The sequence below is a fragment of the Promicromonospora panici genome (assembly GCF_900608595.1).
Lineage (GTDB): Bacteria > Actinomycetota > Actinomycetes > Actinomycetales > Cellulomonadaceae > Promicromonospora > Promicromonospora panici.
On record NZ_UWYY01000009.1, the window covers coordinates 111,067 to 137,337 of the forward strand.

Annotated in this window: 24 protein-coding genes, 3 tRNA genes and 1 pseudogene; 13 read left to right on the top strand and 15 right to left on the bottom strand. The window is 70.9% G+C overall.

The window, feature by feature from the left end; translation table 11 throughout:
* Nucleotides 1-61: 61 nt before the first annotated feature.
* A complete protein-coding gene (fdhD, locus tag EW117_RS12045; protein WP_129786958.1) occupies nucleotides 62-874 on the bottom strand; it encodes a formate dehydrogenase accessory sulfurtransferase FdhD in 813 nt (270 codons plus the stop codon).
* Nucleotides 875-949: 75 nt separating this feature from the next.
* A complete protein-coding gene (locus EW117_RS12050; protein ID WP_129786959.1) occupies nucleotides 950-1,375 on the bottom strand; it encodes an ester cyclase in 426 nt (141 codons plus the stop codon).
* Between the two features lie 163 nt (nucleotides 1,376-1,538).
* Between EW117_RS12050 and EW117_RS12055 the strand changes: the two genes are divergently transcribed.
* Nucleotides 1,539-3,863 carry an FdhF/YdeP family oxidoreductase gene (locus EW117_RS12055; protein ID WP_129786960.1) on the top strand — a complete coding sequence of 775 codons (2,325 nt, stop codon included), beginning with the start codon at nucleotides 1,539-1,541 and terminating at the stop codon, nucleotides 3,861-3,863.
* Nucleotides 3,864-3,965: 102 nt separating this feature from the next.
* On the opposite strand, the gene EW117_RS12060 is transcribed toward EW117_RS12055, so the two are convergent.
* From EW117_RS12060 to trmB, 3 genes are all read right to left on the bottom strand, one after another.
* Nucleotides 3,966-5,603, bottom strand: a complete 1,638-nt coding sequence (locus EW117_RS12060; protein ID WP_129786961.1) for a solute symporter family protein — start codon at nucleotides 5,601-5,603, stop codon at nucleotides 3,966-3,968.
* Nucleotides 5,604-5,614: 11 nt separating this feature from the next.
* Nucleotides 5,615-5,953, bottom strand: a complete 339-nt coding sequence (locus tag EW117_RS12065) for a DUF485 domain-containing protein (protein ID WP_129786962.1) — start codon at nucleotides 5,951-5,953, stop codon at nucleotides 5,615-5,617.
* A 191-nt stretch (nucleotides 5,954-6,144) separates the two neighbouring features.
* The gene (gene trmB, locus EW117_RS12070; protein ID WP_129786963.1) at nucleotides 6,145-6,942 is read right to left on the bottom strand and encodes a tRNA (guanosine(46)-N7)-methyltransferase TrmB; all 798 of its coding nucleotides are present in this window, start codon (nucleotides 6,940-6,942) and stop codon (nucleotides 6,145-6,147) included.
* A 131-nt stretch (nucleotides 6,943-7,073) separates the two neighbouring features.
* On the opposite strand from trmB, the gene EW117_RS12075 reads away from it, so the two are divergent.
* Nucleotides 7,074-7,355: a hypothetical protein gene (locus EW117_RS12075; protein WP_129786964.1), complete on the top strand. Its 282-nt coding sequence runs from the start codon at nucleotides 7,074-7,076 to the stop codon at nucleotides 7,353-7,355.
* On the opposite strand, the pseudogene EW117_RS12080 reads toward EW117_RS12075, so the two are convergent.
* From EW117_RS12080 to EW117_RS29405, 3 genes and pseudogenes are all read right to left on the bottom strand, one after another.
* Nucleotides 7,352-7,660: pseudogene (locus EW117_RS12080) on the bottom strand (TetR family transcriptional regulator C-terminal domain-containing protein); the annotation flags it as partial. The gene EW117_RS12075 and the pseudogene EW117_RS12080 sit on opposite strands and share 4 nt — an antisense overlap.
* A 56-nt stretch (nucleotides 7,661-7,716) precedes the next feature.
* Complete coding sequence (locus EW117_RS12085) at nucleotides 7,717-8,973, bottom strand: HupE/UreJ family protein (protein ID WP_129786965.1); 1,257 nt, start codon at nucleotides 8,971-8,973, stop codon at nucleotides 7,717-7,719.
* 90 nt (nucleotides 8,974-9,063) lie between these two features.
* Complete coding sequence (locus tag EW117_RS29405; protein WP_165362665.1) at nucleotides 9,064-12,582, bottom strand: metallophosphoesterase; 3,519 nt, start codon at nucleotides 12,580-12,582, stop codon at nucleotides 9,064-9,066.
* Between the two features lie 191 nt (nucleotides 12,583-12,773).
* On the opposite strand from EW117_RS29405, the gene EW117_RS12095 reads away from it, so the two are divergent.
* Nucleotides 12,774-13,076: a hypothetical protein gene (locus EW117_RS12095; RefSeq protein WP_129786966.1), complete on the top strand. Its 303-nt coding sequence runs from the start codon at nucleotides 12,774-12,776 to the stop codon at nucleotides 13,074-13,076.
* 64 nt (nucleotides 13,077-13,140) lie between these two features.
* On the opposite strand, the gene EW117_RS12100 is transcribed toward EW117_RS12095, so the two are convergent.
* Nucleotides 13,141-13,213 (bottom strand) — tRNA-Lys (locus tag EW117_RS12100).
* Nucleotides 13,214-13,319: 106 nt separating this feature from the next.
* Nucleotides 13,320-13,395: transfer RNA gene (locus tag EW117_RS12105), tRNA-Lys, on the bottom strand.
* Nucleotides 13,396-13,511: 116 nt separating this feature from the next.
* On the opposite strand from EW117_RS12105, the gene EW117_RS12110 reads away from it, so the two are divergent.
* Nucleotides 13,512-14,072, top strand: coding sequence for a hypothetical protein (locus tag EW117_RS12110; RefSeq protein ID WP_129786967.1), 561 nt, complete (start codon nucleotides 13,512-13,514; stop codon nucleotides 14,070-14,072).
* On the opposite strand, the gene EW117_RS12115 is transcribed toward EW117_RS12110, so the two are convergent.
* Complete coding sequence (locus tag EW117_RS12115; RefSeq protein ID WP_129787086.1) at nucleotides 14,073-14,369, bottom strand: GroES family chaperonin; 297 nt, start codon at nucleotides 14,367-14,369, stop codon at nucleotides 14,073-14,075.
* Between the two features lie 210 nt (nucleotides 14,370-14,579).
* Between EW117_RS12115 and bcp the strand changes: the two genes are divergently transcribed.
* The 3 genes from bcp (at nucleotide 14,580) to EW117_RS12130 (ending at nucleotide 16,384) form a co-directional block, all read left to right on the top strand.
* Nucleotides 14,580-15,059 carry a thioredoxin-dependent thiol peroxidase gene (gene bcp / locus EW117_RS12120; protein ID WP_129786968.1) on the top strand — a complete coding sequence of 160 codons (480 nt, stop codon included), beginning with the start codon at nucleotides 14,580-14,582 and terminating at the stop codon, nucleotides 15,057-15,059.
* Nucleotides 15,059-16,267, top strand: coding sequence for an acyl-CoA dehydrogenase family protein (locus EW117_RS12125; RefSeq protein ID WP_129786969.1), 1,209 nt, complete (start codon nucleotides 15,059-15,061; stop codon nucleotides 16,265-16,267). The genes bcp and EW117_RS12125 overlap by 1 nt, the downstream gene beginning before the upstream one ends.
* A gap of 35 nt (nucleotides 16,268-16,302) precedes the next feature.
* Nucleotides 16,303-16,384, top strand: a tRNA-Leu gene (locus EW117_RS12130).
* 80 nt (nucleotides 16,385-16,464) lie between these two features.
* On the opposite strand, the gene trxA is transcribed toward EW117_RS12130, so the two are convergent.
* Nucleotides 16,465-16,881: a thioredoxin gene (gene trxA / locus EW117_RS12135; protein WP_277986463.1), complete on the bottom strand. Its 417-nt coding sequence runs from the start codon at nucleotides 16,879-16,881 to the stop codon at nucleotides 16,465-16,467.
* A gap of 102 nt (nucleotides 16,882-16,983) precedes the next feature.
* Here trxA and EW117_RS12140 point away from each other — a divergent pair, with 102 nt between their 5' ends.
* Together EW117_RS12140 and EW117_RS12145 are read left to right on the top strand one after the other, a co-directional pair.
* Nucleotides 16,984-17,553 carry an NUDIX hydrolase family protein gene (locus EW117_RS12140; protein WP_129786971.1) on the top strand — a complete coding sequence of 190 codons (570 nt, stop codon included), beginning with the start codon at nucleotides 16,984-16,986 and terminating at the stop codon, nucleotides 17,551-17,553.
* A 77-nt stretch (nucleotides 17,554-17,630) separates the two neighbouring features.
* Entirely contained in the window at nucleotides 17,631-18,356 is a 726-nt protein-coding gene (locus EW117_RS12145) for a hypothetical protein (RefSeq protein ID WP_129786972.1), read from the top strand.
* On the opposite strand, the gene EW117_RS12150 is transcribed toward EW117_RS12145, so the two are convergent.
* The 3 genes from EW117_RS12150 to EW117_RS12160 all read right to left on the bottom strand — a co-directional run bounded on the left by EW117_RS12150 (nucleotide 18,298) and on the right by EW117_RS12160 (nucleotide 22,088).
* Entirely contained in the window at nucleotides 18,298-19,980 is a 1,683-nt protein-coding gene (locus EW117_RS12150; RefSeq protein WP_129786973.1) for an ATP-binding cassette domain-containing protein, read from the bottom strand. The genes EW117_RS12145 and EW117_RS12150 overlap by 59 nt on opposite strands.
* Nucleotides 19,981-20,073: 93 nt before the next feature.
* Entirely contained in the window at nucleotides 20,074-21,747 is a 1,674-nt protein-coding gene (locus EW117_RS12155; protein WP_129786974.1) for a sodium:solute symporter family protein, read from the bottom strand.
* Nucleotides 21,744-22,088, bottom strand: a complete 345-nt coding sequence (locus EW117_RS12160; RefSeq protein ID WP_129786975.1) for a DUF4212 domain-containing protein — start codon at nucleotides 22,086-22,088, stop codon at nucleotides 21,744-21,746. The genes EW117_RS12155 and EW117_RS12160 overlap by 4 nt, the downstream gene beginning before the upstream one ends.
* A gap of 314 nt (nucleotides 22,089-22,402) precedes the next feature.
* Between EW117_RS12160 and EW117_RS12165 the strand changes: the two genes are divergently transcribed.
* Genes EW117_RS12165 through EW117_RS12180 form a run of 4 tightly spaced genes read left to right on the top strand, consistent with a single transcriptional unit; the run spans nucleotide 22,403 to nucleotide 26,269 of the window.
* Entirely contained in the window at nucleotides 22,403-22,828 is a 426-nt protein-coding gene (locus EW117_RS12165) for a hypothetical protein (RefSeq protein WP_129786976.1), read from the top strand.
* Nucleotides 22,829-22,837: 9 nt separating this feature from the next.
* Entirely contained in the window at nucleotides 22,838-23,176 is a 339-nt protein-coding gene (locus EW117_RS12170) for a 6TM ABC transporter family protein (protein WP_129786977.1), read from the top strand.
* Complete coding sequence (locus EW117_RS12175; protein WP_129786978.1) at nucleotides 23,173-24,903, top strand: solute symporter family protein; 1,731 nt, start codon at nucleotides 23,173-23,175, stop codon at nucleotides 24,901-24,903. Before EW117_RS12170 ends, EW117_RS12175 begins: the two co-directional genes overlap by 4 nt.
* Nucleotides 24,890-26,269, top strand: coding sequence for a histidine kinase (locus EW117_RS12180; RefSeq protein WP_129786979.1), 1,380 nt, complete (start codon nucleotides 24,890-24,892; stop codon nucleotides 26,267-26,269). Before EW117_RS12175 ends, EW117_RS12180 begins: the two co-directional genes overlap by 14 nt.
* Nucleotides 26,270-26,271: the final 2 nt, after the last annotated feature.

Consider the following 26,271-nt stretch of genomic DNA (forward strand, 5'->3'; position numbering starts at 1 on the left):
CACCGTCCCGGCTATGCCGGCCGGAGCCCCGCACCGTCGAGGGTGCGGGGCTCCGGTCCGCTCACCGCACCCGGTCCGCCCGCGTGTAGACGTTCATCGAGTCGCCGCGCACGAACCCGAGCAGGGTGAGGCCGCACTCGTCGGCCAGGTCCACGGCAAGGGTCGACGGCGCGGAGATCGCGGACAGCACCGGGATGCCGGCCCGCGCGGCCTTCTGCACCAGCTCGAACGACGCTCGCCCGCTGACCTGGAGCACCGTCCCGGCAGCGGGCAGGGTGCCGTCGCGCAGCGCGGCCCCGACCACCTTGTCGACGGCGTTGTGCCGGCCGACGTCCTCGCGCACGTACAGCGGCTCGCCGTCCGCGGTGAACAGACCCGCGGCGTGCAGGCCGCCCGTCCGGTCGAAGGCCTGCTGGCGCTCGCGCAGGAGGTCGGGCAGGGCGGCGATCACGTCCGCGCTGACCGTGACCGGGTCGCTCGCGACCGGCCAGCGCAGGCCCGCGAGCACCTCCACGACGGTGTCCGACCCGCAGACGCCGCACGCACTGGTCGTCGTGAAGGCCCGCTGCCGCGGCGGCTCGACGCCGCGCGCGAGCGCCACCTCGACGGTGTTGTCCTCGTCCGGGCACAGGCGCATCGCCGCGATGTCCGACGCCGCCGCGACGGCCCCCTCGGAGACCAGCCAGCCGGCCACGAGGTCGAAGTCGTGGCCGGGCGTACGCATCGTCAGGGTCAGCGCGCTGCTTCCCCCTGCCGGCCCGGGGACGACCAGCCGGACCATGAGTGGTTCCTCGACGGCGAGCGTGTCCGGACGTGCCGCGCGTGCACCCTCACGCACACGGACGACGCGCCGTCGGTCGGTGACGACTCCCATGCCGCCAGTGTCCCACCCCGGCTGAGCGATATGTCCAGGCCGTGTGCGCGCAGCCCGCGACGATGAGCAGCTGGGCTAGGTCGTCGGAGCTACCCCGAGCTGGGCGGCCAGGTCGGCCTGGTCGAAGTAGAAGTCGTGCCGGACGATCTTTCCGTCCGAGACCGTGGCGACGTCGGCGCTCCGCATCCGGATCTGCTTGCCGGTCGGCGGAAGGCTGCTCCCGTCGGGTAGCGCCATCGGGCCGGTGTGGGTTCCGATGAACTCGCCCTGATCGATGGCGCACTCGCCCGTTTCCAGCTGCCGCTCGGCCTGGTAGTCGCGCTCGGAGAACGAGTCGACGAATGACCTGTTCCATTCAACGAATGCCTCGATGCCGTGCAGTGTCCCTGCGTCCGGCGTGGTGACAACGACGTCCTTGTCGTAGACCTCGCGCAACGCATCGAGGTCGCCGGCAACAACCGCTTCGGTGACCCGGTTCATCAACTCGCGTGCCTGTCCCATGATGTGCCTCCTGAGGAACGGATGAGGTGACCGGGCGGCCCGGGACGGATCGTCCGGACGACTTCAGTTAACGCTGCCTCGGCGGTGGTCGCCATCGCACGGGCCCCTCGAGAGAGGTGTCCAGACCCTCCACACGGGGTGAAGTCCGGCGTAGGGTCGAGCCGTGACAGACGTGAGCGACGAGGCCCGCACCGAAGCCCCCGAGAAGACCCTGCGCATCGGCCCGCCCAAGACCAGCGCCGCCGGAGTACCGGGCGTGGTCCATGGCCTGGCGCACGTCCTCGACGAGGCCGGGGTCGCGCGCGGCCTGCGCACCCTGCCCCTGCTCAACCAGCACCGCGGCTTCGACTGCCCCGGGTGTGCGTGGCCCGAGCCGGGCAAGCCACACATCGCGGAGTTCTGCGAGAACGGCGCCAAGGCAGTGGCCGAGGAGTCCACCCGCAAGCGCGCGGACGCGGCGTTCTTCGCCGAGCACCCGATCTCCGAGCTGGCCACCTGGACCGACCACCGGCTGGGCAAGTCGGGGCGCCTGACCGAGCCGATGCTGCGCGACGAGGGCGCCGACCACTACCGGCCGGTGTCCTGGGACGAGGCCCTCGATCTGGTCGCCACCGAGCTGCGCGGCCTGGACTCGCCGGACGAGGCAGCTTTCTACACGTCCGGCCGCACGAGCAACGAGGCGGCGTTCGTCTACCAGCTCCTCGCGCGCAAGCTCGGCACGAACAACATGCCCGACTGCTCGAACATGTGCCACGAGTCGTCGGGCACCGCGCTGACGGAGACCCTCGGCATCGGCAAGGGCAGCGTGTCCCTGGAGGACATCACCGACCACGCCGACCTGATCGTCGTCGTCGGGCAGAATCCCGGGACCAACCACCCGCGCATGCTGACCGCGCTGGAGCAGGCCAAGGACCGCGGGGCGCGGATCGTGGCGATCAACCCCCTGCCCGAGGCCGGGCTGCAGACCTTCAAGAACCCGCAGCGGGTGCGCGGCGTGGTGGGGCAGGGCACCAAGCTCGCCGACCGGTTCCTCCAGATCCGCCTCGCCGGCGACCTGGCCCTGTTCCAGGCCGTGAACCGCCTGCTCCTGGAGGCCGATGACGACTCCCGAACCGCCGGGCACAAGGGCGTCCTGGACCGTGAGTTCATCGCCGAGCACACCTCGGGCTTCGAGAAGGCTGCTGCCGCCTGGCGCGCCCTGGACTGGGCCGACGTCGACGCGGCGACCGGCCTGGACCGGTCCGAGATCGAGGACTTCGTGGGCGACGTCCTGGCCGCGGACAAGGTCATCGTCTGCTGGGCGATGGGCCTGACCCAGCACAAGCAGGCCGTGGCGACCATCCGCGAGGTGGTGAGCTTCCTTCTGCTGCGCGGGAACGTCGGCCGGCCGGGTGCGGGCGCCTGCCCGGTGCGCGGGCACAGCAACGTGCAGGGCGACCGCACCATGGGGATCTGGGAGCGGCCCACCGAGGCTTTCCTCGACGCGCTCGCCACCGAGTTCGACTTCGAGCCACCGCGCGCCCACGGGTACGACGTCGTCGACACCGTTCGTGCCCTGCGCGACGGGCACCTGAAGGTCTTCATGGCGGTGGGCGGCAACTTCGCCGCGGCCACGCCGGACAGCGCGGTCACCGAGGTGGCGCTCCGGGAGGTCCCGCTCACGGTGCACGTCTCGACCAAGCTCAACCGCTCGCACGTCCTGCCCGGCAAGCGGTCGCTGGTCCTGCCGTGCCTGGGCCGTACCGAGCGGGACCTCACGGGCGGGCGCGAGCAGGTGGTGACCGTCGAGGACTCGATGAGCGTGGTGCACACCTCGCAGGGGAAGCTCGCCCCGGCGTCGGACTCCCTGCGCAGCGAGACCGTCATCCTCTGCGACCTGGCGCGCCGCACCCTCGGGCCGGACGACACGACGCCGTGGGAGGAGTTCGCCGACGACTACTCGCGCGTCCGCGACTCGATCTCGCGTGTGGTCCCAGGCTTCGAGGACTTCGAGCGCCGGGTCGCCGTGCCCGGCGGGTTCGTGCTGCCGCACCCCCCGCGCGACGCCCGCAAGTTCCCGACGGCGACGGGCAAGGCCAACTTCACGGTGAACGAGCTCGAGATCGTCCGGGTGCCGGAGGGCCGGCTGCTGCTCCAGACGGTCCGCTCGCACGACCAGTTCAACACCACCATCTACGGCCTCGACGACCGGTACCGCGGGGTGAAGGGCGGACGGCGGGTCGTGTTCGTGCGCCCCGAGGACCTGACGGCCCTGGGATTCGCCGACGGCGACACGGTGGACCTGGTCAGCGAGTGGCCGGGCCGGGACGGAAGTACGGAGGAACGCCGGGCCGAGGGGTTCCGGATCGTCGCGTTCCCGACAGCCCGCGGCTGCGCGGCGGCCTATTTCCCGGAGACCAACGTCCTGGTCCCGCTGGACCACACAGCGGAGGGCAGCAACACCCCGGCCTCCAAGTCGGTGATCATCCGCCTCGAGGCGCCGAGGTAGAACTCTGGCGAGGTAGGACCGTACGAGAGAGGCACCGCGGACGGTCCGCGGTGCCTCTCTCGTACGGTCCTACCTCGCCAGAGTTCTACCTCGGCGGGGACGTCAGTGGGCCACCGCCTTCTCGGCGCCCGCGCCCGTGAGGGAACGGACCTCCATCTCGGCGTACTTCTCCGGGTGCGACCGCTCCTTGCTCAGGAACGTGCCGACGATGCCGAGCAGGAACGCGAGCGGGATCGTCACGATGCCCGGGTTGTCGAGCGGGAACCAGTGGAAGTCGATGCTCGGGTCGGTGACCATCGACTTGCTGAGCCCCGTGACCGGGTCGGCGGGCTTGCCCGAGACGACCGGCGAGAAGATGATCAGCACGATCGTCGAGATCAGGCCGCCATAGATGCTCCACAGCGCGCCGGACGTGTTGAACCGCTTCCAGAACAGCGAGTAGATGATCGTCGGCAGGTTCGCCGCCGCCGCGACGCAGAACGCCAGCGCCACGAGGAACGCGATGTTCTGCCCGTTGGCGAAGATGCCGCCGATGATCGCGATGATGCCGATCACGACCACGGTCCAGCGGGCCACCCGGACCTCGCCGTCCGGGGCGACCTGCCCCTTCTTGATGATCGAGGCGTAGATGTCGTGCGCGAAGCTCGTCGCAGCCGTGATCGTCAGCCCGGCCACCACCGCGAGGATGGTCGCGAAGGCGACCGCCGCGATGATGCCCAGCAAGATCTCGCCGCCCAACTCGAACGCGAGCAAGGGTGCCGCCGAGTTCTGTCCACCTGGTGCCGCGAGGATGGTCTCCGGGCCGACGAGTGCCGCGGCCCCGTAGCCGAGCACCAGGGTGAACAGGTAGAAGATGCCGATCAGCCAGATCGCCACGACCACAGACCTCCGGGCCTCCTTGGCCGACGGCACCGTGTAGAAGCGCATGAGCACGTGCGGCAGTCCCGCCGTGCCGAGCACCAGGGCCAGCGCGAGGGACAGGAAGTCGAGCTGCGACACGGCGGAGGCGCCGTACTGAAGACCCGGCTCGAGGATCGCCTCGCCGTTCTCGCCGGCCATGTTCACGGCCTCCTGCATGACGGCGGAGAGGTTGAAGCCGAAGTTCGCGAGCACCCAGAACGTCATGACGCCGGCACCGAGGATGAGCAGAGCCGCCTTGATGATCTGCACCCATGTGGTGCCCTTCATGCCGCCCACCAGCACGTACAGGATCATGAGGCCACCGACGACGGCGATGACCAGGCCCTGGCCGGCCTTGTCGGTGATGCCGAGCAGCAGCGCGACGAGACCTCCAGCGCCCGCCATCTGGGCCAGTAGGTAGAAGAACACCACGGCGAGCGTGGACAGCGCCGCGGCCATCCGGATCGGCCGCTGCTTGAGCCGGAACGACAGCACGTCCGCCATCGTGAACTTGCCGGTGTTCCGCAGCAGCTCGGCGACGAGCAGCAGCGCCACCAGCCAGGCCACGAGGAAGCCGATGGAGTACAGGAAGCCGTCGTACCCGTTGACGGCGATGGCGCCCGCGATCCCCAGGAAGCTCGCCGCGGACAGGTAGTCGCCGGCGATCGCCGTGCCGTTCTGCGCGCCCGTGAAGTTCCGCCCGCCGGCGTAGAAGTCTGCCGCGGTCTTGTTCTGTCGGGACACGCTGAAGACGATGATGAGGGTCACCGCGACGAACGCCGCGAAGATGCCGATGTTGATCCAGGTGTTGCCGACGTTCGTGGCCGCAGCCGCTGCCATGACGGTCCCGTTCACAGCGCGCCCCCCTCGATCTCCTCGCGCAGGGCCTTGGCCCGGGCGTCGAACTTGTTGTTCGCCCACCGCGCGTAGAGCGTGGTGATGACGAACGTGGACACGAACTGCAGCAACCCGAAGATCAGGCCGACCGTGATGGTGCCACCCACGCGGATACTCATGAACTCGTGCGCATACGTGCTCATGAGCGCGTAGAGGAGGTACCAGACGAGGAACAGCGCGGTCATCGGGAAGACGAAGTTTCGGAACGCCTTGCGGAGGCTCTGGAACTCGTCCGATCTCTCGACGCGTTGGTAATCACTTTCTGCAGGCCCTGGTGCCTGTACGTCACTCATGACGCCTCCATTGGCGAATGGGGGCGCGCGCTCTGCTCGCGGCCCGGTGCGCATTTCGCACCGGGGCCCAATGTGCCGCACCTCACATGCCTGGGGCAAACAGATCTGACGTGGGTTTATGGACTTGACCAAGTCGTTACATCTTCAACTTCCCACGCCAGGCCGGGTGAAGTCCGCGGGACGACCCGACCTCAGCGCCGCACGTACGTCAGGTCCGTGATCGCGCGCCCGGCCTGGTGCGCCTTGCGCTCGAACCCGGTGCGCACGCGCCGCTCGAACCGCGGGGCCATGCCACCAGGACCGTGCGGATTGGCGAGGTCCTCGTTCGCGTCCAGGACCTCGATCATCTGCTCGGCGTACTCCGCCCAGTCGGTGGCGAGGCGCAGGGTCCCGCCCGGTTGCAGCACGCGCGCCGCGAGCGCGGCGAACTCCCCGGTGACCAGACGGCGCTTGTGGTGGCGCGCCTTGTGCCACGGGTCGGGGAAGAAGACCCAGAGCTCGTCGACGGACCCGGCCGGGAGCGTGGTCTCGAGCAGCTCGGCCGCGTTCGCCTGCACGAGCCGCAGGTTCGGCAGCCCCTCCTGCCCGAGGGCGGTCCCGGCCCGCTCGGCGCGGGCGATCGTATGGGCGAGCCCGGGCTGGTAGACCTCGACGGCGAGGTAGTCGCGCCGGGCGTCACCAGCGGCGGCGTCGACGACGGCATCCCCGAGGCCGGAGCCGATCTCCACGACCAGCGGGGCCGCGCGCCCGAAGACGGCCTCCGCGTCCAGCACGAACTCGGGGTCCACGGAGGTGCGCGCGATCGCCCGGGGCACGTCGATCAGGTAGTCGGCGTGGCGCTTGGCCCACATCCGCTTCTGGCTGTCGGTGAGCCGGCCGGAACGGCGCACGAACGACACCGGCTTGGTCCGGAATCCCGAGAGCTCGGGGCGGTCCGCGGCGTCGGGCTCGTGTGCGGCGTCGGGCGAAGAGGAAACGGGCTGGCTCACACCGAAGAGCGTACGAGGTGGTGGCCAGGTGTTGCGTATCCGCAAGGATTCGCGGCCCGCCGCGCACGCCTGCCCCGGGGTGCGGAAGGCTGGCGAAAGGCACCCCCCGACAACCCCTGATCGGAAGACCCATGACCGACCGCGGCCCCTGCTCGCGGGTCGAGCTCGACGGACGGCGCGTCGTGATCGACCTGTCCGACGCCGACCTCGCCCAGCTCGCCAGGATCGAGGGCAAGCGCTACGCCGGTGGCGCGGACCTCGTCCTCGGGTGGATCCGGCGTGGGCTGTACGGCGACGGCGCCTGGGCCGAGCTGAGCGGCAGGCCCGACCGGCTCGCGCGGGACATCGAGGTCGCGCGGCAGGCCGACGAGCTGTTCGGGGACCTGCTCGACGACGACGGCGACCCCGGCTAGGCCGCCGGCGCCCGGCCGATCTCCGCCTCGAGCATGCTCACGGCCTCGGCCGGCTCGAGGTCCCGGACGAGCACCCTCAGCGTCAGACCGTCGGCAAGGGCGAGCAGGCGCCGGGCCTGCGTCAGCGCCTCGTCGTCCACGCTGCCGGCACCGCCGTCCGCACCGCCGTCGGCCCGGAGCAGCCGGGCACACTCGTCCTCGGCGCCCCGTCGCGCCTCGGCCAGCACCTGGCGGACGGCGGCGTGGTTGATCGACTTCGCGACGTACGCGTACCAGACGCTGACGCCCATCCGTCCGGCGTCGTCCCGCGGGAACGAGCGAAACTTTCATGGATTACGCCACGATCGCACAGCCCGGGGCGTCACGGAGCTGCGGCGAGGCGCTCCGCCACCCAGTACAGGGCCACCACCACGATCCCCGCCGTCGCCGCACCGAGCGCCCAGCGGGCCGTCCGCGGGGCTCGGACGCGCAGCAGCACCAGCAACGGGAATACGACGGCGATGATGCCGAGCTGCACCGCCTCGATACCCACGTTGAACGACAGCAGCGACCACAGCAGGGTCCACGACCAGGCAGCTGAGATCCCGAGCGCACCCGCGAATCCGACCCCGTGCACCAGGCCGAAGACGAACACGACCGGCAGCCGCCACCGGTCCCAAGGCGTCAGCTCGCCCCGCGACCCGGCCGGGGCACGCCACCGCAACGCGTCCCGCACCGGCCCCGCCGCGGTCCGCCCGCTGGACGCAGGCCCGGGAACGCCCCGCCCACGCCAGATCAGGTACAGGTCCACGGCCGCCACCACGGCGATCGACGCGGCGATGACCGGCTCGACCACCATCGCGGGCACCGACACCACGCCCAGGGCCGCGAGCAGGAACGTCACGGAGTGCGCCACGGTGAACGCCGTGGCGGTCCAGACGACGTCGCGCAGCCGACGCGCGCCGATCAGCAGCGCCAGCAGGAACAGGACGTGGTCCAGCCCGAACAGCAGGTGCTCTCCACCCAGCACGAAGAACTCCCCCAGCTGCTCGATCAGCCGGTTCTCCCCCGTGGTGAGGGTGGGCGACGCCGCGGTCAGCACCGCGGAGCCGTCCTCCTCGTCGAGCGTGTACCGGACGATCGTCTCGGTGGAGTGCACGAACGACTCGGCGTCCGGGAACAGGGCGCTGGAGACCTCGTGCACGCCCTCCGGCTCGCCGTCGCACGCGAACGTGTACGTCAGGGAGGCGTACGGCCGCTCCCCGCGATCCACCACGTCGGCGGCGTCGAACGTCGGGGCGCACGGCTCGCCGTCGTACGTGACGACGAAGCGGTCGGTGACGTACCCGTTGACCGCCTCCTCGTGCTTGTCCAGCTGTGCGAGCTGGTCGGCCCGCCCGGTCGCCTCGTACGCCTCGGCCCGCAGCCAGGCGGACTTCATCAGCAGGTCGTACTCGAGGTCGAGCACGGCGGTCACGTCCGGAGTCGGCTCCCCGCTCTCGGTGGCGGACGACGCCGCCCGCGTCACCTCCGCGTAGACGTCACTGGTGGCGTCGTGTGCCACGGCGGGCGGTGCGGCTACCGCCAGCACGGCGCCGGTGCCGACAGCCGCTACGAGACCCACCAGGATCTTTCTCACGTCTCTCCCATGCGGTGTCGGTTGTGGGCGCGATCGTTGCGACTGCGTGCCCGTTTTAGGCGCAACGATCACGCCCACAACCAAAGGGGGTTAGGGGTGTGCCGTGGTGAAGTACGCCGGCGACGCCGTCGCCGTGCCGCCACCCGCGGTGCGGGCCGTGACGAACCACGCGTAGGTGCGGTCCGGCTTGAGGCCGGTCCACCGGACCGAGGCGACCTCGCCGGAGGAAACGGTGTCCCGGCCGATCTCGTACATCGGGTCGTACAGCACCACGGAGTCCGTCGTGAACGACGTCGTACGCGAGGTCAGGTCGACCGGCAGCACCATGTTGTCCTCGAGGCCGTTGTACCGGTGCTCGGTGTCGTACTCGGTGGCACCGAACTCGCCCAGCAGCGGCGAGTACGTGTCGATGGACACCTCGCCGCGGTCGACGTCGAACTGCAGCATGCGGAAGAACGACGCGCCGAGCTGGAGCTGGTCCGTGGGGTTGTAGCCGCCGATCTGGGTGAGTCCCATCTGTTCCGCGGACACCGTGTAGAACTGGTAGTCCGCGAGCAGCTCGACCACGCCGCCGCCGATGTCGCCGATCACGGGCGGGCGCACGTTCGTGCCCACGCCGTGCCGGTGCCCGGCCAGCACCAGGAACACGTTCGGGTTGTCCTTGACGAGCAGGTTGTACAGCAGCGGACCGTCGGAGCCGCCGAAGTTGGCCCCGCGCCCGTCGGGCTCCGATGACGGCTCCAGGTAGTCGTGCGTGAGCAGGACACCGTTGCGGTCGGAGTACCGGTCGAAGATCGACGCCGCCCACTCGGCCTCGTCCCGGGTCACGCCGTAGGACAGGCCCACCACCACGAAGTCCAGGCCGCCGGCCGAGAACAGGTCGAAGTGATTCTCGTTCGAGCCCGGCTTCATCGAGCCGCCGTAGGACGCGTTCTCCCAGCCCTCGGCGAGCTCTTCGTACCGCTGCGGGCCGAAGTACTGGTCGTACAGCTCCGGGCTCCTGCCGGACTGGTTGTCGTGGTTGCCCGCGACCACACCGTTCGGGATGCCCGCGGCGTCGATGCGGCCCTGCGCCTCGGAGGCGAACTCGAACTCGCCGGTGACCTGGTCCTCGAGCTCCGGCGGGATCGCCCGGATGTTGTTCTCGATGATGTCGCCGGTGTGCGCCACGTACGCGATCTTGCGCTCCTCGGCATTGTCGACGATCCAGTCCATGACGCCCGTGTAGCCCTCGGCCCACACGGCGCGCTCCTCGGCCGTCTCCTGCTCGACGGCACCCTCGGACAGGTACTGCGTGTCCGTGTAGTGCACCATCGAGAAGTCGTACGCGTCCGGGTCGGCGAAGCTGTTCGAGTCGCCCGCGTCGATGTCGTCGGCGAAGGGGTCCTCGCCGCTGACCATCGCGTGCACCTTGCCCCGCACGACGTAGTCGCGGGTCACGGGGCCCTCCAGCACCGTGCCGCCGTCGACGGCGCCGCGCGCGGAGGCGACGACGTCCCAGGCGGAGGTCCCCGGGTTCCAGGCCCGCAGGCTGACCAGGCGGGCCGGGTCGGCCGTGCCCTCCCAGCGCAGCACCGGCGCCTCGACCTTGCCCCGGACCGGCACGTCGAACCGCTGGTAGGTGACGTCGCCCGAGTCGGGCGAGTCCGCCGACCGGTCGTCGCCCGGCGCGAGCGCCCGGGTGCTCAGCTTCTTCTGGCCGGGCACGCGCAGCTCGGTCGGCACGCCGTCGCTCGCGCCCTGCCAGGCCTCGGACGGCGTGAGGATCTCCGCGGCGGAGAAGCGCGCGGTGACATCGCCGCCGTCGGGCTCGGTGACCGTCGCCTTCAGCGTCGCGGTGCGGCCCACGGCCGCGGTGCCCGACGCCGGTGCGACGTCCGCGGGCACGTCCGGGATCCCGGCGCTGACGAAGGGAATCTCGTGGGTGACCTCGTTGCCGAGGCCGTCCGTGGCGGTCACCGCGAGGACGTGGTCGCCCGCCGACAGGCCGGGCCCGACCGGGTCGCCCAGGGCGATCTGGTCGCCGTCGAGCGTGACGTCCGGGCCCTGCACCACACCGGAGGCGTCGTCCACCGCGACCGCGAGCGGCACAGCCGAGGTGAGGCGGTCGCCGTCGGCGGGCGTGGACTCCACGAGCGCCGGGCCGGTGTTGTCCGTGAACAGGGCGCGGGTGGCGGTCTCGCCGGTGGTGGAGGTGGCGGCGAGCTCGTGCTCGCCGTCGGGCAGCGTCGCCGTGTCGACGTCGGCGCGCAGGCCGCGCGCGGGGGCGTCGACGGTGAAGGTCACCGTGATCTCGCGCAGCGCCGTGCCGCTGGAGCCGCAGGTGCCGTCGCCCATCGAGTACGAGGGCTTCAGCCCGACGCCGGCCGCGGTTCCCGCGGCGGGCGTCAGCGCGAGGTTCGAGATGGTGAAGTCGTCGCGGTTGCAGTCGCCCGGGAAGGTGCCGGTCACGACCTTGACGGTGTTCTCGCCGGGCCGCAGCCACTCGTTGGGGATGACGACGTCGGCGCGCTGGCTCGCGTAGGAGCCGCCCATCGGCGTCTCGATCCCGTTGACCACCAGCATGTTCGCGGCGTTGCCGTCCACGGCGTTCGAGCCGACGTTGAACGAGAACGCCGCGTCACCCGAGCCGAGCGTCTCCGTCGTCTCGACCGCGTCGCCGTCGACGGTGAGCTCGGTCGTGGCGTCGTCGCCGTCCGCCGGGCGCGCGCCCGTGACAGTGACCGTGCCGTTGGCGAGGGTGCCGTCGGCCGGGGTGAGGCGGGGCGCGCCGGCGGGCGCGTTGTTCACGCGGACGGTGTGCGCCGTGGTGTCGCCCGACGCCGTGCGGGCCTCGATCGTGTGCTCGCCGTTGGCCAGCGTGGTGGTGTCCAGGTCGGCGCTCAGGCCGGTGGTGCCCTGCGGGTCGCCCTGCACGAAGAATGTCAGCTCCGCACGCAGCAGCAGGCTGGTGTTGGTGCCGCAGCTGCCGTCGCCGAACGCGTAGGTGTACTCGTTCTCCTCGCCGTCGGCGATCTCGCCGAGCGGTTCGAGCGTGAAGTCGGAGAGCACGAAGTCGTCGTGGTTCGGCCCGCAGCTCGCGTCGAACGTGCCGGCGACCACCTCGACCGTGTTCTCGCCGGTCACGAGGTACTCGTTGGGGATCTCCAGCTCCACGCGCTCGCTCACGGCGTCGGGCAGGTAGATGGGCTCGCTGCCGTTGACCGAGACGTGGTTGCGATAGCGCGCCTCGGTGGAGTTGCTGCCGACGTTGTAACCGAGAGTCGCGGTACCGAGCGTCTCGGTGGCGCCCGGCACGTCGGTGCCGTCGACGGTGAGGCTGTTGATGTCGTCACCAGGCGCGACGGGCTCGGCCGCGACAGGCACGGTCCCCTCCAGGAACGCGCCGTCGTCGGGCGTGAGGATCGGGTTGCCCGACGCCGGGGCCTCCGGCTCGTGCGGCGCGGTCGCCGTCGCGCTCCCGGCATGGCTGCCGGTATCGGCGGGTGCGGCGGACGACGATGTCGCCACCCATCCCGTCATGGCGAGCGTGGCCGCCGTGACGGCCGCGACCGCCGCGACGAGCCCGGCCTGCTGCTTCGCTCGCTGATTCCTGGTGACTGGCCGCATGGCCGTCCTCCCTGTTCCGTGAAGGTGGACGGCACCTGAGCACGCCCGGACGTCAACCTGGACCGGGCGGATGAACGGAACGGGAGCGGAGGGCAACCAGAGGACAAACTGTGCGGTACCTGGACGAGTTGCCTGGTCAAATGCGCGGGCGGAGCGGGTGAAGTGTGGCGACGATTGCCTAGGCTCGCGCCATGACGAACCTCGACGACCAGATCCAGCTCTGCTGTTTCCTGTGGGCGTATCCCGGCCAGGAGGCCGCACTCTCGGCCTACGAGGACCGTGTGCTCGCACTCGTCCCGGAGCACGGTGGCTCGGTCCTGCAACGTGCGGTGTCGAACGGCGCGGACGGCCGGCCGCACGAGGTCCAGCTCTACCGCTTCACGAGCCAGGCCGCCCTGGACGGGTACGTCGCCGATCCGCGCCGTGCGGCGCTGGCCGACGAACGAGACCGGGTGGTGGCCCGCACTGAGCTGTTCCCGGTGGATCTGGTCTGAGCCGGGGGCTCGCCCGGCAGGAACCGCGAAGGCCCCCACCGTGGTGAGGGCCTTCGCGATGTTGTGCGCCATCTAGGACTTGAACCTAGAACCCGCTGATTAAGAGTCAGCTGCTCTGCCAATTGAGCTAATGGCGCCTGCGACGGAAAGATTACCAGGGCCTGAGGCCCCCGGCGCACCGATTTCTCCGCCCACGACGACCGTCGCCCAGACCTCGAGGAGGGGGTTTCCGAACCGCCGTGCTGGTGCGCCATCAGGGACTCGAACCCCGAACCCGCTGATTAAGAGTCAGCTGCTCTGCCTATTGAGCTAATGGCGCGCAACGGGGAGAAACACTACCAGGAGCAGGCCCGTCACCGGTAACCGAACGGACGGCCCGGCCCTGTGAACTGCACGACAGCCGAGCATCGTCGGCCGGCGCTACGCTCCGAGGTCATGACCGCCACCGGCACCAGCGCGAACGCCCCGGCCGAGACCGCTTCGACAGCCGAACAGGCGGCCCTCCTCCGACGGGTGCGCGGCTGGCTGATCGTGTTCATCGTCGGCCTCGTCCTGAGCGGCGTGACCGCGTTCCCTCTGGTGACCGAGGTTCGCTGGGGCCATGAGCTCCTGCTCGCCTGGGGTATCGAGTCGTGGCTGCCGAGCCTCGTCGACTGGTTCGCTCGTGTCCGGGAAGGGCTGGAAACCACAGCCGCGACCTACCCGTTCATCGCCTACGGCACGGACTGGCTCGCCTTCGCGCACCTCGTCATCGCCGTGGCGTTCTGGGGACCGTTGCGCGACCCGGTCCGAAACCTCTGGGTCATCGACTTCGGCCTGATCGCCTGCGCGGGGATCATTCCGCTGGCACTGATCGCTGGCCCGATCCGGGACATCCCGTGGGGCTGGAGCCTCATCGACATGTCGTTCGGCGTCCTCGGCGCGATCCCGCTGCTGATTGTGCGCCGGATGATCAAACGGCTGGAGCGGCTGCAGGCCGAAGCGCGGCCCGCCTGACTACAGGTACAACCCCGTCGCGCCGTCCGCCTCGTCGCGCTCGGCCACGCCGTGCACGTCGCGCTCGCGCAGGAGCACGTAGTCCTTGCCGGCCAGGTCCACCTCGGCGCGCTCCTCCGGGTCGTACAGGACGCGGTCGCCGACGTCGACCTGCCGCACGTGCTCACCCTTGGCGACCACCGTCGCCCACGCGAGCCGCTTCGGCCCGACGGCGGTCGCGGGGATCACCAGGCCGGCGGTCGACTGCCGCTCCGCCGAGTCCGTCTCGGGCTCGACCAGGAGCCGGTCGTGCAGCATGCGGATCGGGAGGGTGCCTGGCTTGGTCGCGGCGTTCGTCACAGCTTTCGTCACAGCGGGAGTGCTCACAGGACAACGCTACGCGACCGCAGGGCAAGGTGATCCCGGCCAGGTAGGTAACGGACAGCTAGCACTGCTACGCCTCCGTTACCCACCTGGCCGGCACAGTCGTTCCCGGGAGTGGCCGGCGGAAGGACTACCGTTACGGCCATGACCATTCGTCTCGCACCCGGGGACAAGGCTCCCGACTTCACCCTGCCCACCGCCGACGGCGCCACCGTCCGCCTCGCCGACCTGGCGCAGAGCACCGACAAGGGCGTCATCGTGTATTTCTACCCGGCCGCCGCGACGCCGGGCTGCACCAAGGAGGCGTGCGACTTCCGCGACTCCGAGGCGTCGCTGCTGAGCGCGGGCTACGCCGTCGTGGGCATCTCCCCCGACACCGTGTCGAAGCTGGCGAAGTTCGCCGACGCCGAGTCCCTCACCTTCCCGCTCGCCTCCGACGAGGACCACGCGACGCTGGAGGCGTACGGCGCCTGGGGCGAGAAGCAGAACTACGGCAAGACCTACGTGGGCGTCGTCCGTTCCACCGTCGTGGTGAACCCCGACCTGACGGTCGCCGAGTCCTTCTACAACGTCAAGGCGACCGGTCACGTGGCCCGGATCCGCAAGGTTCTCGGGCTCGACTAATGAGTTCCCCCGCGGACCTGCTCGACATCGACTCCGAGCTCAGCGACTCCGAGCTGGCCACGCGGGACCGCGTGCGGGAGTTCGTGGACCGGCGCATCCGGCCGAACATCGCCCGCTGGTTCGCCGACGCGCACTTCCCGCAGGAACTCGTCCCCGAGCTGGGCGAGCTGGGGCTGCTCGGCATGCACCTGACCGGGTACGGCTGCGCCGGTCGATCCGCTGTCGAGTACGGACTGGCCATCCAGGAGCTGGAAGCCGGCGACTCCGGCATCCGCACCTTCGTGTCGGTGCAGGGCTCGCTGGCGATGTCGGCGATCCACAAGCACGGCTCCGAGGCCCAGAAGCAGCGGTGGCTCCCCCGGATGGCGACCGGCGAGGTGGTGGGCTGCTTCGGCCTCACCGAGCCCGGTGCGGGCTCCGACCCGGCGAGCATGACCACGCGCGCCCGCTTCGAGCCCGGCAGCGCGGGCGGAGAAGGCGGCGAGTGGGTCCTCGACGGGGCAAAGCGGTGGATCGGCATGGCCTCGTTCGCGGACATCGCGATCATCTGGGCCAAGGTGAGCGAGCACCAGGACGACGGCAGCGAGCGGGACCGCGTGCGCGGGTTCATCGTGCCGACGTCGACCCCCGGGTTCTCTGCGGTGCCCATCGAGCCGAAGCTGTCGATGCGTGCCTCGGTGCAGTGCGACATCACGCTGGAGGACGTCCGCGTGCCGCCGGATGCCCTCCTCCCGGAGAACCCGGGCCTGTCCGGGCCGTTCGTGTGCCTCGACGAGGCGCGCTACGGCATCGTGTGGGGTGCGGTCGGCGCCGCGCGGGACGCGTTCGAGGACACGCTCGCCTACGCCCAGGGGCGTGAGCAGTTCGGCACACCGATCGCGGGCTTCCAGCTCACGCAGGCCAAGCTCGTCGACATGGCGCTGGAGATCACCAAGGCGCAGCTCATGGCGCTGCGCCTGGGCCGGCTCAAGGACGCCGGGCGCCTGGAGGGATACATGATCTCAGCGGGCAAGCTGAACAACGCGCGCATCGCCATCGACGTCTGCCGCGAGGCGCGCACCGTGCTGGGCGGCAACGGCGTCACGCTGGACCATTCCCCGATGCGGCACGCGAACAACCTGGAGTCGGTCCGCACCTACGAGGGCACGGACGAGGTGCACACGCTGGTGCTGGGCCGGCACATCACGGGCCTCGCCGCGTTCCGCTGACCAGCGCGCTCACCTACCCGTAGACTGTGCGCCGCGCGCGAGTGGCGTAATTGGCAGCCGCGCCAGGTTTAGGTCCTGGTGTCTTCGGACGTGCGGGTTCGAGTCCCGCCTCGCGCACCCTCGACCAGCAGACGGCGACGGCCGCCTCCCACCGGAGGCGGCCGTCGCTGCCGCTCAGCCGGGCAGCTGCTGGCGCGTCAGTTCTGCTGCGCGGCGAGGTCCTTCTTCACAGCGTCCATGTCGAGTCCGCGGACGGCCTCCACGACCTCGGCGAGGCCCTTGGCCGGGAGCGCGCCCGCCTGGCGGAAGACCAGCACGCCGTCGCGGAACGCCATGAGCGTGGGGATGGAGGTCACCTGCGCCGCGGACGAGATGGCGGGGTTGGCGTCGGTGTCCATCTTGGCGTGGACGATGTCGTCGTTCTTCTCCGAGGACGCCTCGAAGACGGGTCCGAACATCTTGCACGGCGGGCACCAGTCGGCCCAGAAGTCCACGAGGACTATCCCGTTGTCGCTGACGGTCTTCTCGAACGTGGCATCGGTGATGTCGACGGTGGCCATGTGGCGATTCCTCTCGTTGTGCGTCTCCCTGGTGCAGCGCGGTTCTGCCCTCAGCTATTCCAGGAATGCCGCTCGCGTGACCCGTACGACAGGGCTGGCGCCGATCCGACGGCGCGGGGTACGGCACGGCGCGGCCCGAACTGGTAGAACGGACCCGTGACGGACACTGCCGACTACCCTTCCGACGATTTCTACTCCGACCCCTCCCAGGTGTCGGGGTGGCTGACCGACGAGGACCTCGCCGTCGTACGGGCCCAGCTTCCGCTGGTGTACGTCGATGCCGTGCCGGTCCGCGTCGACGACTCGGGCGACGTGGTCGCCGTCGGGCTGCTCCTGCGGGTGAACACGCAGGGCACGATGACGCGGGCCGTCGTGTCGGGGCGCGTCATGTACCACGAGCGGCTCCGGGACGCGCTGCTGCGGCACATCGAGAAGGACCTCGGGCCGGTCGCGCTGCCGCAGGTGCCGCCGTCGCCGCAGCCGTTCACGGTGGCCGAGTACTTCCCGACGCCGGGCATCACGGCGTTCCACGACCCGCGCCAGCACGCCGTCTCGCTCGCGTACGTGGTGCCCGTGACAGGCGACTGCCGCCCGCAGCAGAACGCCCTCGATCTCGCCTGGCTCACGCCGGAGGAGGCCTGCGCGGACGACGTCCAGGCCGAGATGATGAACGGTCAGGGCATGCTGCTCAAGCAGGCGATGGCCCACGTGGGCCGGCTTCCCTAGCGTCGTTGTCCGAGTTCTCCGCACCTGCGGTATAACGTCCCAGGCGCCCGACGGTCGGTGCCCGGACGGGAGCATCGATGCGGGGCAGCAGACTTGCGGGGCAGCTGGCGACGGGACTGGGCGGCAGCCTGCTCCTGCCGTTCCTCGTCGAGCTCGGTATGGCGTCCATGCTCGGCCAGAACTTCAGCCTCCGGCGCGGAGCGATCTTCGTCGGTGTGCTCGCGGGCGGGTCCGGCCTGCTGCTCGCAATCGACCGCATCACGGAGTACCGGAAGCGCCGCGCGGAGCTGCGGGCCGAGCCCGACGTCGAGCGCGCGGCACCCGAGCACGTCGCCCACCACGCGCTGGCCCCCTACGGTCCCGAGACCGACGGCGTGGTCGCGCTGTGCGCAGCCCGGCTCGGCCTGTCGTCCCTGCACTACGTGGCCTATCACGCGCGCGGCAAGGGCCTCTTCCGGGTCGACGTGCTGGACCACCCGGACCTCGCGCCGCTGGTCGGCCTGGCCACGCCGGACCGGCACCGGAAGATCTACGAGAACTACGGCGCGCGCCTCAAGGCGCTCATGACCCACCTCGACGACGACTTCGACGAGCTCGACAGCGGCCGCCTGATCCGGCTGGTCCTCGACGTGGAGAAGGGCGCCGTGTTCGTCATCGAGGTGCACGAGCACTCGGGGCGCTATCTGCTGGGCGTGACGCTCGACCAGTCGCACGTGGACACGGCCGACAACGAGCTGCGCAAGCTCACCGGCGAGATCCGCCAGTACCTGGGCCACCCGGCAGTCCCGGTAGCGGGCGACTGAGGTCCAGCACCGGCCAGTCCTCCAGGTCCGAGCGCATCCGCCGGTCGTGCGTCGCCACCACCACGGCGCACGGCGTGACCTGCAGCGCGCGGGTCAGCTCGTCGACGAGGTCGATCGACAGATGGTTCGTCGGCTCGTCCAGGAGCAGCAGGTGCGGCGCGTGCAGCAGCGCCCGCGCCAGCTCGAACCGGCGGCGCTGCCCCGCGGACAGCTCGGCGAGCGGCCGGTCCAGGTCCTCCTCGCTGAGCAGACCGAGGCCCGCGACGGGCACCACGTGGTCCGGGTCCAGCTCGCCCGAGGCGAGCAGCCGGAGGGCCTCGTCGGCGTACGTCTCGAACCCGGTCAGCCGGCGCGCCTTGCCGGTGATGGGCGCGCTCTCCTGGCCGACGACACCGATGCGCACTCCGGGCACCACCGACCGGCTCCCCCGGTCCAGCCGCAGCGTTCCGGCCAGCGCGCCGAGCAGCGTCGACTTGCCGGTCCCGTTCGGCCCCACGATGAGCAGCCTGCCCGACGGCGGGATCGCGATCCGCGTGCCCGGCAGGTCCAGGCGGGCGCCGCCGTCGTCCCCCACGCGCGGCGAACGCACCTCCACGACGGGATCACTGGGGTCCCAGCCCGGCGACATCGCCGGGAGGTCCGGGAAACCGAGCTCCACCGGCGGCGCCGGGACCTCGATGGCCTCGGCCTCCAGCTTCTGGACGAGCCGGTCGGCGGCCTTGACGTGGATGCGGGCGCGCGTGGCGCGGCGATGCCCCTGCGAGCCCTTGGGCGGGCGCCACGCGTCGGAGAGGCCCTCGTAGGACTCGTCGAGCCGCTCGGCGAGCTGCGCCGCCCGCTTGCGCTCGGCCCGGTAGCGCTGCCGCCAGCGGTGCAGCGCCTGGTTCTTCGCGAACCGGTAGGCGAGGTAGCCCGGCTGGCCGTACAGCACGGGTTTGCCGTCCCAGGACGGGTCGAGGTCGAGGATGGCGATGGCGACGTCGTCGAGCAGCTCGCGGTCGTGCGTGACGAGCACGACGCCGCCGCGCCACGCCACGAGCTCGCCCGTGAGGAACTCGATGGCGGAGTCGTCGAGGTGGTTGGTGGGCTCGTCGAGCAGGAGCAGGTCGGAGCGCTCCGCCAGGCGGCAGGCGAGCCGGACCCGGAACCGCTCCCCCACGCTGAGCTGGTCGAGGCGGCGGGCGGGGTCGCGCGGCGCGCCCAGCCTGGTGAGCGCCACCTCGACGCGCCGGTCGGCGTCCCAGACGGCGAGGTGCTCCGCGAGCGAGAGAGTGCGCTCGAGCACGGCGAGGTCGCCCGACCCGTGGTCGAACGCGGCGGCGGCGGCCTCCAGCTCGGCGGCCGCAGTCCGCAGGCCGTCGAGCGTGCGGGCGACCACGTCGCCGATGGTCTGGCCCGTTGCGGGGTGCAGCTCCTGCTCGACGAGCGCCACGCTGCCGTGCCTGCGCACGTCTCCCGACTTCGGCAGCAGGTCTCCGGCGAGGAGATGCAGCAGCGTGGACTTTCCGGACCCGTTCTCGCCGACGACGCCGAGGCGCGTGCCGTCGTTCACCGTGAAGCTCACACCGGACAGCACGTCCCGCCCCGGGTACGCGAAGGACAGTTCCTGGGCGACGAGGTGCATGCCCCCAGCCTACGGGCCGTTCAGGGGACGCTGTGGGTACGCAGCGGGGGGGGATCCAGGGGCGGATGTACTACGTACCCACAGCGAGCTTGATCAGGTCGACGACGCCTCCGTCCTGCGGGCGACGGCGGGATACCTGATGTTCTCGACCATCTCCTGGATCTCGTGCGACGGAGGCTTGGTCAGCAGCGACACGACGACCGTGACCACCAGGTTGACCACCGCGCCGATGGCGCCGATGCCCTCGGGGCTCACGCCCATGATGTGGTCGTTGGCCTGCGTGCCGAACACGGGCAACGTGTAGATCATGTACGTCGCGGTGAACACGAGGCCGGCGAGCATGCCGGACACGGCCCCCTTCGCGTTGGTCCGCTTCCAGAAGATCCCCAGCAGCAGGATCGGGAAGAAGGTCGACGCGGCGAGCCCGAAGGCGAAGGCGACCACCTGGGCCACGAACGCCGGCGGGTTGATGCCGAAGTAGATGGCGACCAGCACGGCCAGCCCCATCGCGATCCGGCTGACCAGCAGGCGGCGGCTCTCCGACGCGTGGTGGTCCACGTATCGGAAGTACAGGTCGTGCGACGCCGACGACGAGATGACCAGCAGCAGGCCGGCCGCCGTCGACATGGCGGCCGCGAGGCCACCCGCCGCGACGAGCCCGACGATCGGCGCCGGCAGGCCCGCGATCTCGGGGCTGGCGAGCACCAGGATGTCGTTGTTGATGATCAGGTCGGCACCCGACAGCGGATCGTTGCTGACCGTGCCGATCGTGTCGACGCCTTCGCCCACGGTGACCAGGCCCGTAGCCATCCAGTTCTGCACCCAGGACGGTAGGGCGTCGACGGCGGCGCCCTGCACGCCCTCGAGCAGGTTGAGCTTGGTGAACGCGCCCACGGCCGGCGCCGTCGTGTACAGCAGGCCGATGAAGATCAGCGCCCAGAGCGCCGAGTAGCGCGCCCCGCGGACCGTCTTGGTCGTGTAGAACCGGATGATCACGTGCGGCAGGCCGGCGGTACCGATCATGAGCGACAGGGTGACGAGGAAGACGTCGATCTGCGGCCGGGCCGTGAACGCCTCCGTGTAGACGGGCAGCCCGAACTCGGTGCCGATTCGGTTCAGCTCAGCCAGGATCTCGCCGAACGAGACCTGCGGCACCGGGAACCCGGTCATCCTCTGCGCCACGGCCCACGCCGGGATCAGGTAGGCCACGATGAGCACCGTGTACTGCGCCACCTGGGTCCAGGTGATGCCCTTCATGCCGCCGAAGACCGCGTACGCGAAGATGACGGTCGCCGCGATGGCCACGCCGGTCGCCTGCTCCACCCCGAGGAACCGGGAGAACACGATGCCGCCGCCGGCCATCTGGCCCACCACGTAGGTGAAGGAGACGATGATGGCCACGAGCGCGGACACCGACCGGACGGTCTCGGAGAACCGGTCACCGACGAACTCGGGAACCGTGAACTTGCCCCACTTGCGCAAGTACGGCGCGAGCAGCAAGGCCAGCAGCACGTAGCCGCCCGTCCAGCCCATCAGGTAGATGGAACCGTCCGACCCGAGGAACGCGATGAGGCCCGCCATCGAGATGAAGGACGCCGCCGACATCCAGTCCGCGGCGACGGCGGCGCCGTTCGCGACGGCCGGGATGTTCTGCTCGGCGACGAAGAAGCCCTTGGTCTCCTGCACCCGGCTGCGCCAGGCGATGAAGATGTAGAGGGCGAACGACGACGCCACGAAGACGAGCGCCCAGGTCTGGATGTCACTCATGACCAGCTCCCGTCGTCGTCGCGCTCGCTGACGCCGTACTGGTCGTCAAGCTTGTCCATGCGCATGGCGTAGATGAGGATCAGCAGGATGAACGTGTAGATCGACCCCTGCTGCGCGAACCAGAAGCCCAGGGGGAACCCGGCGATCACTATCTCGTTGAGCTGCTCGACGAACAGGATTCCGGCGCCGAACGAGACTGCGAACCAGACGATCAGCAGGACCACCATCAGGCGGAGGTTCTTCTTCCAGTACTCCTTTCGCCAGCCGTTCTCCGGCAGTGTGGCGCCACCGCCACCCGGCGGCGGTGCACCGCCCGCCGGGCCCTCGTTGGTGTCGGCCATGTCGACGCTCCTTTGCGTGTCGTGGTGCGGCCCGGCGGCAGCCCCAGCTGCGTGCCGGGCCGCACTGTGGTGCGGGTCACACGTGACCCCTGAGCCTGAGCCAAGGGCAGGCGCCCCAGCAGCGCAAGGGCCGACCCGCCGGACGGCGGCGGCGACCCCGCGAACGGTCGCTCACGGCGGCGAGCGGCGCCGGGATTCTTCACCCGACCGCTGGCGACGCGATCATGACCGCTCGCGAGACCCGACCCGCCGTTCGGCAGGGCGAGCCTCTGCCAGGGGTCCCTGAACCGGCCCCGCAGCCCTACGATCACCACATGGCCTCGATGACGAGCACTTCCGGTACCGCCGTGCGCCGCCGTGTCTTCCACCCCGGCAGCCTGGCGATGGCCATCGGAGGGCTGTGCGTCATGATCGGGTCGGTTCTGCCCTGGATCAGCACGCCACTGGGACACATCCCGGGCCACGCGAGCTACCTCGGCTGGGCCACGCTGGCCGCCGCACCTCTCGCGTTCGCCGGCGCCGTCCTGCCGTACCGGCGGGTGGCGATCGGGCACTGCCTCGTCGCCGCAGCGCCCGCCGTGCTCGCCGTCGGCTGGCAGACCGTGCAGATGGTGCTGGTCAGCGCCGACACCGACTCCTGGGGCAAGCTGTGGCCCGGCATGGGCCTGATCATGATCGCGGGCGGCGCCGTCATCCTGTTGCGCACCGCCTGGCGCCTGATCCGCACGCCTGACGCCTAGTCTCATCCCATGGAGCACGACGACGGCGTCGACGAGCACGACACGCCGGCCGAGGTCGACGCGACCTTCCGCACGCTGCGGCGCGTCGCGATCACGCACGTCGTGCTGTTCCTGGCCGCCGTCATGGGCGTGCCGGCCCTGTCGCTCACGCTCGGCTGGTGGTCGGGCGGCCGTCTGGCCGGCGGCATGAGCCCGGGCTTCGCCATGGCGGCGTTCGGGCTGTACGCGTTCTTCCTGGTGATCGGGCTGGCGGCGGCCACGCTCTCGTCGGCGGTCGAGGCGCGCATGCTCGGCGGCCGGCACGACGACGACAACGACGACTACCCGGCGGACGGCGAGCTCCCGTGACCGTCACGAGCGCCGGCACGCTGGTCGCCCTCATCGCCCTCGTCGCCTTGGTCACGCTCGTCGTGCGGCCGCGCGGTGTCTCCACCGTGGACTTCTACCTGGCCGGGCAGCGGGTCGGCGTCGCGACGAACGCCCTGGCCATCTGCGGGGACTACTTCTCCGCCGCGTCGTTCCTCGGGGTCGCGGCCGCCGTGTACGTGTCCGGGCTCGACGGCGTCTGGTACGCCGTCGGCTTCGCGGCCGGTTTTGTCCCCGTGCTGCTGTTCGTCGCGGCGCCGCTGCGCCGGTTCGGCGAGTTCTCCATTCCCGACTTCCTCGGCCGCCGCCTCGCCTCCGAACGAGTGCGCCTGGTCGCCGTCGGCGTCGTGCAGATCGTCATCCTGTCCTACCTGGTGCCGCAGGCGGTGGGCAGCGGCATCACATGGCAGCTCCTGGTCGGGCGCGGCCTGCCCGGCCTGTCCGCCTACGCCACCGGAGTGGTGCTCTCGACGGCGGTGGTGGCCGGGATGGTCGCGTTCGGCGGGATGCGTGGCACCACGTGGACCCAGGCCATCCAGTTCCTCCTGCTGCTGGGTGCACTGGTATGGCTCGCCGTCGTCGTCGCGGGGTCCGGGTTCAACTACTCCGCCGCCGTGGGAGACCTGTCGGCCGAGCCGCTGGCCAATCCCGTGCACGACGACACCGGGTGGCACCTGCAGCCCGAGAGCAACCATCTCGACCCGACGGCGCCCGCGACCTTCGGGCAGCCCGGCGCCGCCTACGGGCCGCTGGCCCAGTTCGCCCTCATCCTCACCCTCGTCCTGGGCACCGCCGGCCTGCCGCACGTGATGAACCGCTACTTCACCAGTCCCACCGGCACCGCCGCCCGCATGACGACGGTGTGGGTACTGGGCCTGGCCGGGCTGTTCTACGCGCTCGCCGTCATGCTCGGCACGGCCGCCCGGCAGCAGATCGCCGCGGCCGTCGACGACCACCCCTGGCTCGAGGAACTCACCGTCGACGGCATCCTGCGCGTGCCCGAGCACGCGCTGCCCGTGCTGGGCCGGATCTACGGCGGCGACTCCGGGCTCGCCGTCGTCGCGGCCGGGGCCCTGGTCGCGGTGATGTCCACCATCGCCGGACTGCTGCTCGCGGCCGCCGCGTCCTGGGGGCACGACGTCTACGAACGGCACATCAACCCGCGCGCCACGCAGAGCCAGGCGGTCTGGGCCGGCCGCGCGAGCACCGCGGTGGTCGCGCTCGCGGCCGGCGGGCTCGCGATCGCCATGCAGCCGGCCGACCTCACGCCCGCCGTCCCCTCCATCGTGGCGGCCATGGTCACCTGGGCGTTCGCCATCGCCGGCTCGGCGCTGACGCCCGTGTTCGTGCTGGCCATCTGGTGGCGCGGCACGACGGCCGCCGGGGCCACCGCAGGCATGCTCGTCGGCGGCCTGGTGTCCGTGAGCATGTTCGTCGTCGGCGCCCTGCCCGTCGGACCGGGCCTCGGGCAGATGCTGGTTACCCCGACCCTCGTGGCGGCGCCGTTGGCCGCCCTGGTCACGTGGCTCGTCTCGCGGGCGACCACTCCGCCGGACGACGTCGAGCGGCAGTGGCTCGTACTGCACGGAACCGCCGCGGACCGGCACGCCGAACGCCTGGCGCGGCTCACTATTGCGAGCCTCGGGACCACGCCGCGCCGGTCCGGGCACGGCACACAGCGCAAGGGGGAACGTGATGCGGACCGGTAGCGCGCTCCTGGCCGGCACGATCTGCGTCACGTGGGCGGTGGTGTACCTCGTGACCCAGGTGTTCGTGTCGCCGCCGCTCGGGGTGGGCACCACCGTCGCGGCCGGAACCGTGGCGACCGTGCTGCTCGTGTTCGGGTATCCCTCCGCGCTGCGCGGCCCGCGCGCGGCCACGGCGCTCCGGCGCTGGTCGCGACGGCGCGCCGGTTCCGAGGCACCCGACGGGCGCGAGGCGCAGGACCCCGAGGGACGCGGAGCCGTGCGGTCCCGTCGCCGGATCGTGGCGGGCGGACGCCGGATGCCGCTCCGGTCGGGCCTGACCGCCGACGCCGCACGCCGCACCGCCGAGCTGCTGCGCCCGCTGCTGGGCGGGGACGCCGTGGTGATCACCGACCGGGAGCTGAACCTGGCGTTCGTCGGCCCGGGCTCCGACCATCACCAGGCGGGCGGGCCGGTGCGCGCCGCCGCCGTGCGGAGCGCCATCACCAAGGGACGCACGGTCGTGTCCCGCCGCGCGTCGAACATGGGGTGCGACGACCCTGACTGCCCGCTGCGCAGCGCCGTCGTCGTACCGCTCGTGGTGGGCGCACGTGTGGTGGGCACCATCGGCGTCTTCCGGACGCACGACCAACCCGCGCCGCGTGACCAGATCGAGGACATGGCGAGCATCCTGTCGCTGCACCTCGAGCTGGCCGAGGCGGACCGCGAGCGCAAGCTCGCCTCGGACGCCCGGCTCGACGCCCTGCGCGCGCAGATCAACCCGCACTTCCTGTTCAACATCTTGAACACGATCGCGTCGAAGTCACGGACCGACCCGGACGAGGCGCGGCAGCTGCTGCTGCGCCTGTCGGACTTCTTCCGGTACGCCGTGCGGCAGGAGGGCCAGCTCGCGGAGTTCGCGCAGGAGTACTTCTTCGTGCGCACGTACCTGTCGCTGGAGCAGGCGCGGTTCGGGGACCGGCTGCGCGTGCGGTACGACATCGACCCGCAGGTGCTCACGGCGCACGTGCCCGTGCTGACCATCCAGCCGCTGGTGGAGAACGCCGTCAAGCACGGCCTGGCGGACAAGGTCGAGGGCGGGACGGTCACGCTCAAGGCCCGCGTGGACCCCCTGACGCGCACCACGTCGATCCGGGTGGTCGACGACGGCGTCGGCATGACCGCCGACGTGCTCGACGTCCTCGGGAACGGCTCCTCCCCCGACCGTGGTGTGGACGGCTCGCGGGGCGCCGCGGGCGCGCGCGGCGGCGTCGGCCTGCAGAACATCTCGGAACGGCTCACCACACTGTTCGGCGAGCGGTTCACCTTGGACATCCAGTCCACGGCCGGTGAGGGGACGGCGGTGGAGGTGCGCGTCCCGCTACGCTGACC

What these genes read in the sequence shown, in the direction of transcription:
- EW117_RS12115 (WP_129787086.1), bottom strand. Translation starts at nt 14,369, where the DNA reads ATGCTGCACGACCGGCTCCTGGTCGAGCCCGAGACGGACTCGGCGGAG.
- EW117_RS12125 (WP_129786969.1), top strand. Translation starts at nt 15,059, where the DNA reads ATGAGTTCCCCCGCGGACCTGCTCGACATCGACTCCGAGCTCAGCGAC.
- EW117_RS12050 (WP_129786959.1), bottom strand. Translation starts at nt 1,375, where the DNA reads ATGGGACAGGCACGCGAGTTGATGAACCGGGTCACCGAAGCGGTTGTT.
- EW117_RS12170 (WP_129786977.1), top strand. Translation starts at nt 22,838, where the DNA reads ATGGAGCACGACGACGGCGTCGACGAGCACGACACGCCGGCCGAGGTC.
- fdhD (WP_129786958.1), bottom strand. Translation starts at nt 874, where the DNA reads ATGGGAGTCGTCACCGACCGACGGCGCGTCGTCCGTGTGCGTGAGGGT.
- EW117_RS12110 (WP_129786967.1), top strand. Translation starts at nt 13,512, where the DNA reads ATGACCGCCACCGGCACCAGCGCGAACGCCCCGGCCGAGACCGCTTCG.
- EW117_RS12165 (WP_129786976.1), top strand. Translation starts at nt 22,403, where the DNA reads ATGGCCTCGATGACGAGCACTTCCGGTACCGCCGTGCGCCGCCGTGTC.
- bcp (WP_129786968.1), top strand. Translation starts at nt 14,580, where the DNA reads ATGACCATTCGTCTCGCACCCGGGGACAAGGCTCCCGACTTCACCCTG.
- EW117_RS12060 (WP_129786961.1), bottom strand. Translation starts at nt 5,603, where the DNA reads ATGGCAGCGGCTGCGGCCACGAACGTCGGCAACACCTGGATCAACATC.
- EW117_RS12065 (WP_129786962.1), bottom strand. Translation starts at nt 5,953, where the DNA reads ATGAGTGACGTACAGGCACCAGGGCCTGCAGAAAGTGATTACCAACGC.
- EW117_RS12095 (WP_129786966.1), top strand. Translation starts at nt 12,774, where the DNA reads ATGACGAACCTCGACGACCAGATCCAGCTCTGCTGTTTCCTGTGGGCG.
- EW117_RS29405 (WP_165362665.1), bottom strand. Translation starts at nt 12,582, where the DNA reads ATGCGGCCAGTCACCAGGAATCAGCGAGCGAAGCAGCAGGCCGGGCTC.
- EW117_RS12160 (WP_129786975.1), bottom strand. Translation starts at nt 22,088, where the DNA reads ATGGCCGACACCAACGAGGGCCCGGCGGGCGGTGCACCGCCGCCGGGT.
- EW117_RS12155 (WP_129786974.1), bottom strand. Translation starts at nt 21,747, where the DNA reads ATGAGTGACATCCAGACCTGGGCGCTCGTCTTCGTGGCGTCGTCGTTC.
- EW117_RS12180 (WP_129786979.1), top strand. Translation starts at nt 24,890, where the DNA reads ATGCGGACCGGTAGCGCGCTCCTGGCCGGCACGATCTGCGTCACGTGG.
- EW117_RS12075 (WP_129786964.1), top strand. Translation starts at nt 7,074, where the DNA reads ATGACCGACCGCGGCCCCTGCTCGCGGGTCGAGCTCGACGGACGGCGC.
- EW117_RS12145 (WP_129786972.1), top strand. Translation starts at nt 17,631, where the DNA reads ATGCGGGGCAGCAGACTTGCGGGGCAGCTGGCGACGGGACTGGGCGGC.
- EW117_RS12150 (WP_129786973.1), bottom strand. Translation starts at nt 19,980, where the DNA reads ATGCACCTCGTCGCCCAGGAACTGTCCTTCGCGTACCCGGGGCGGGAC.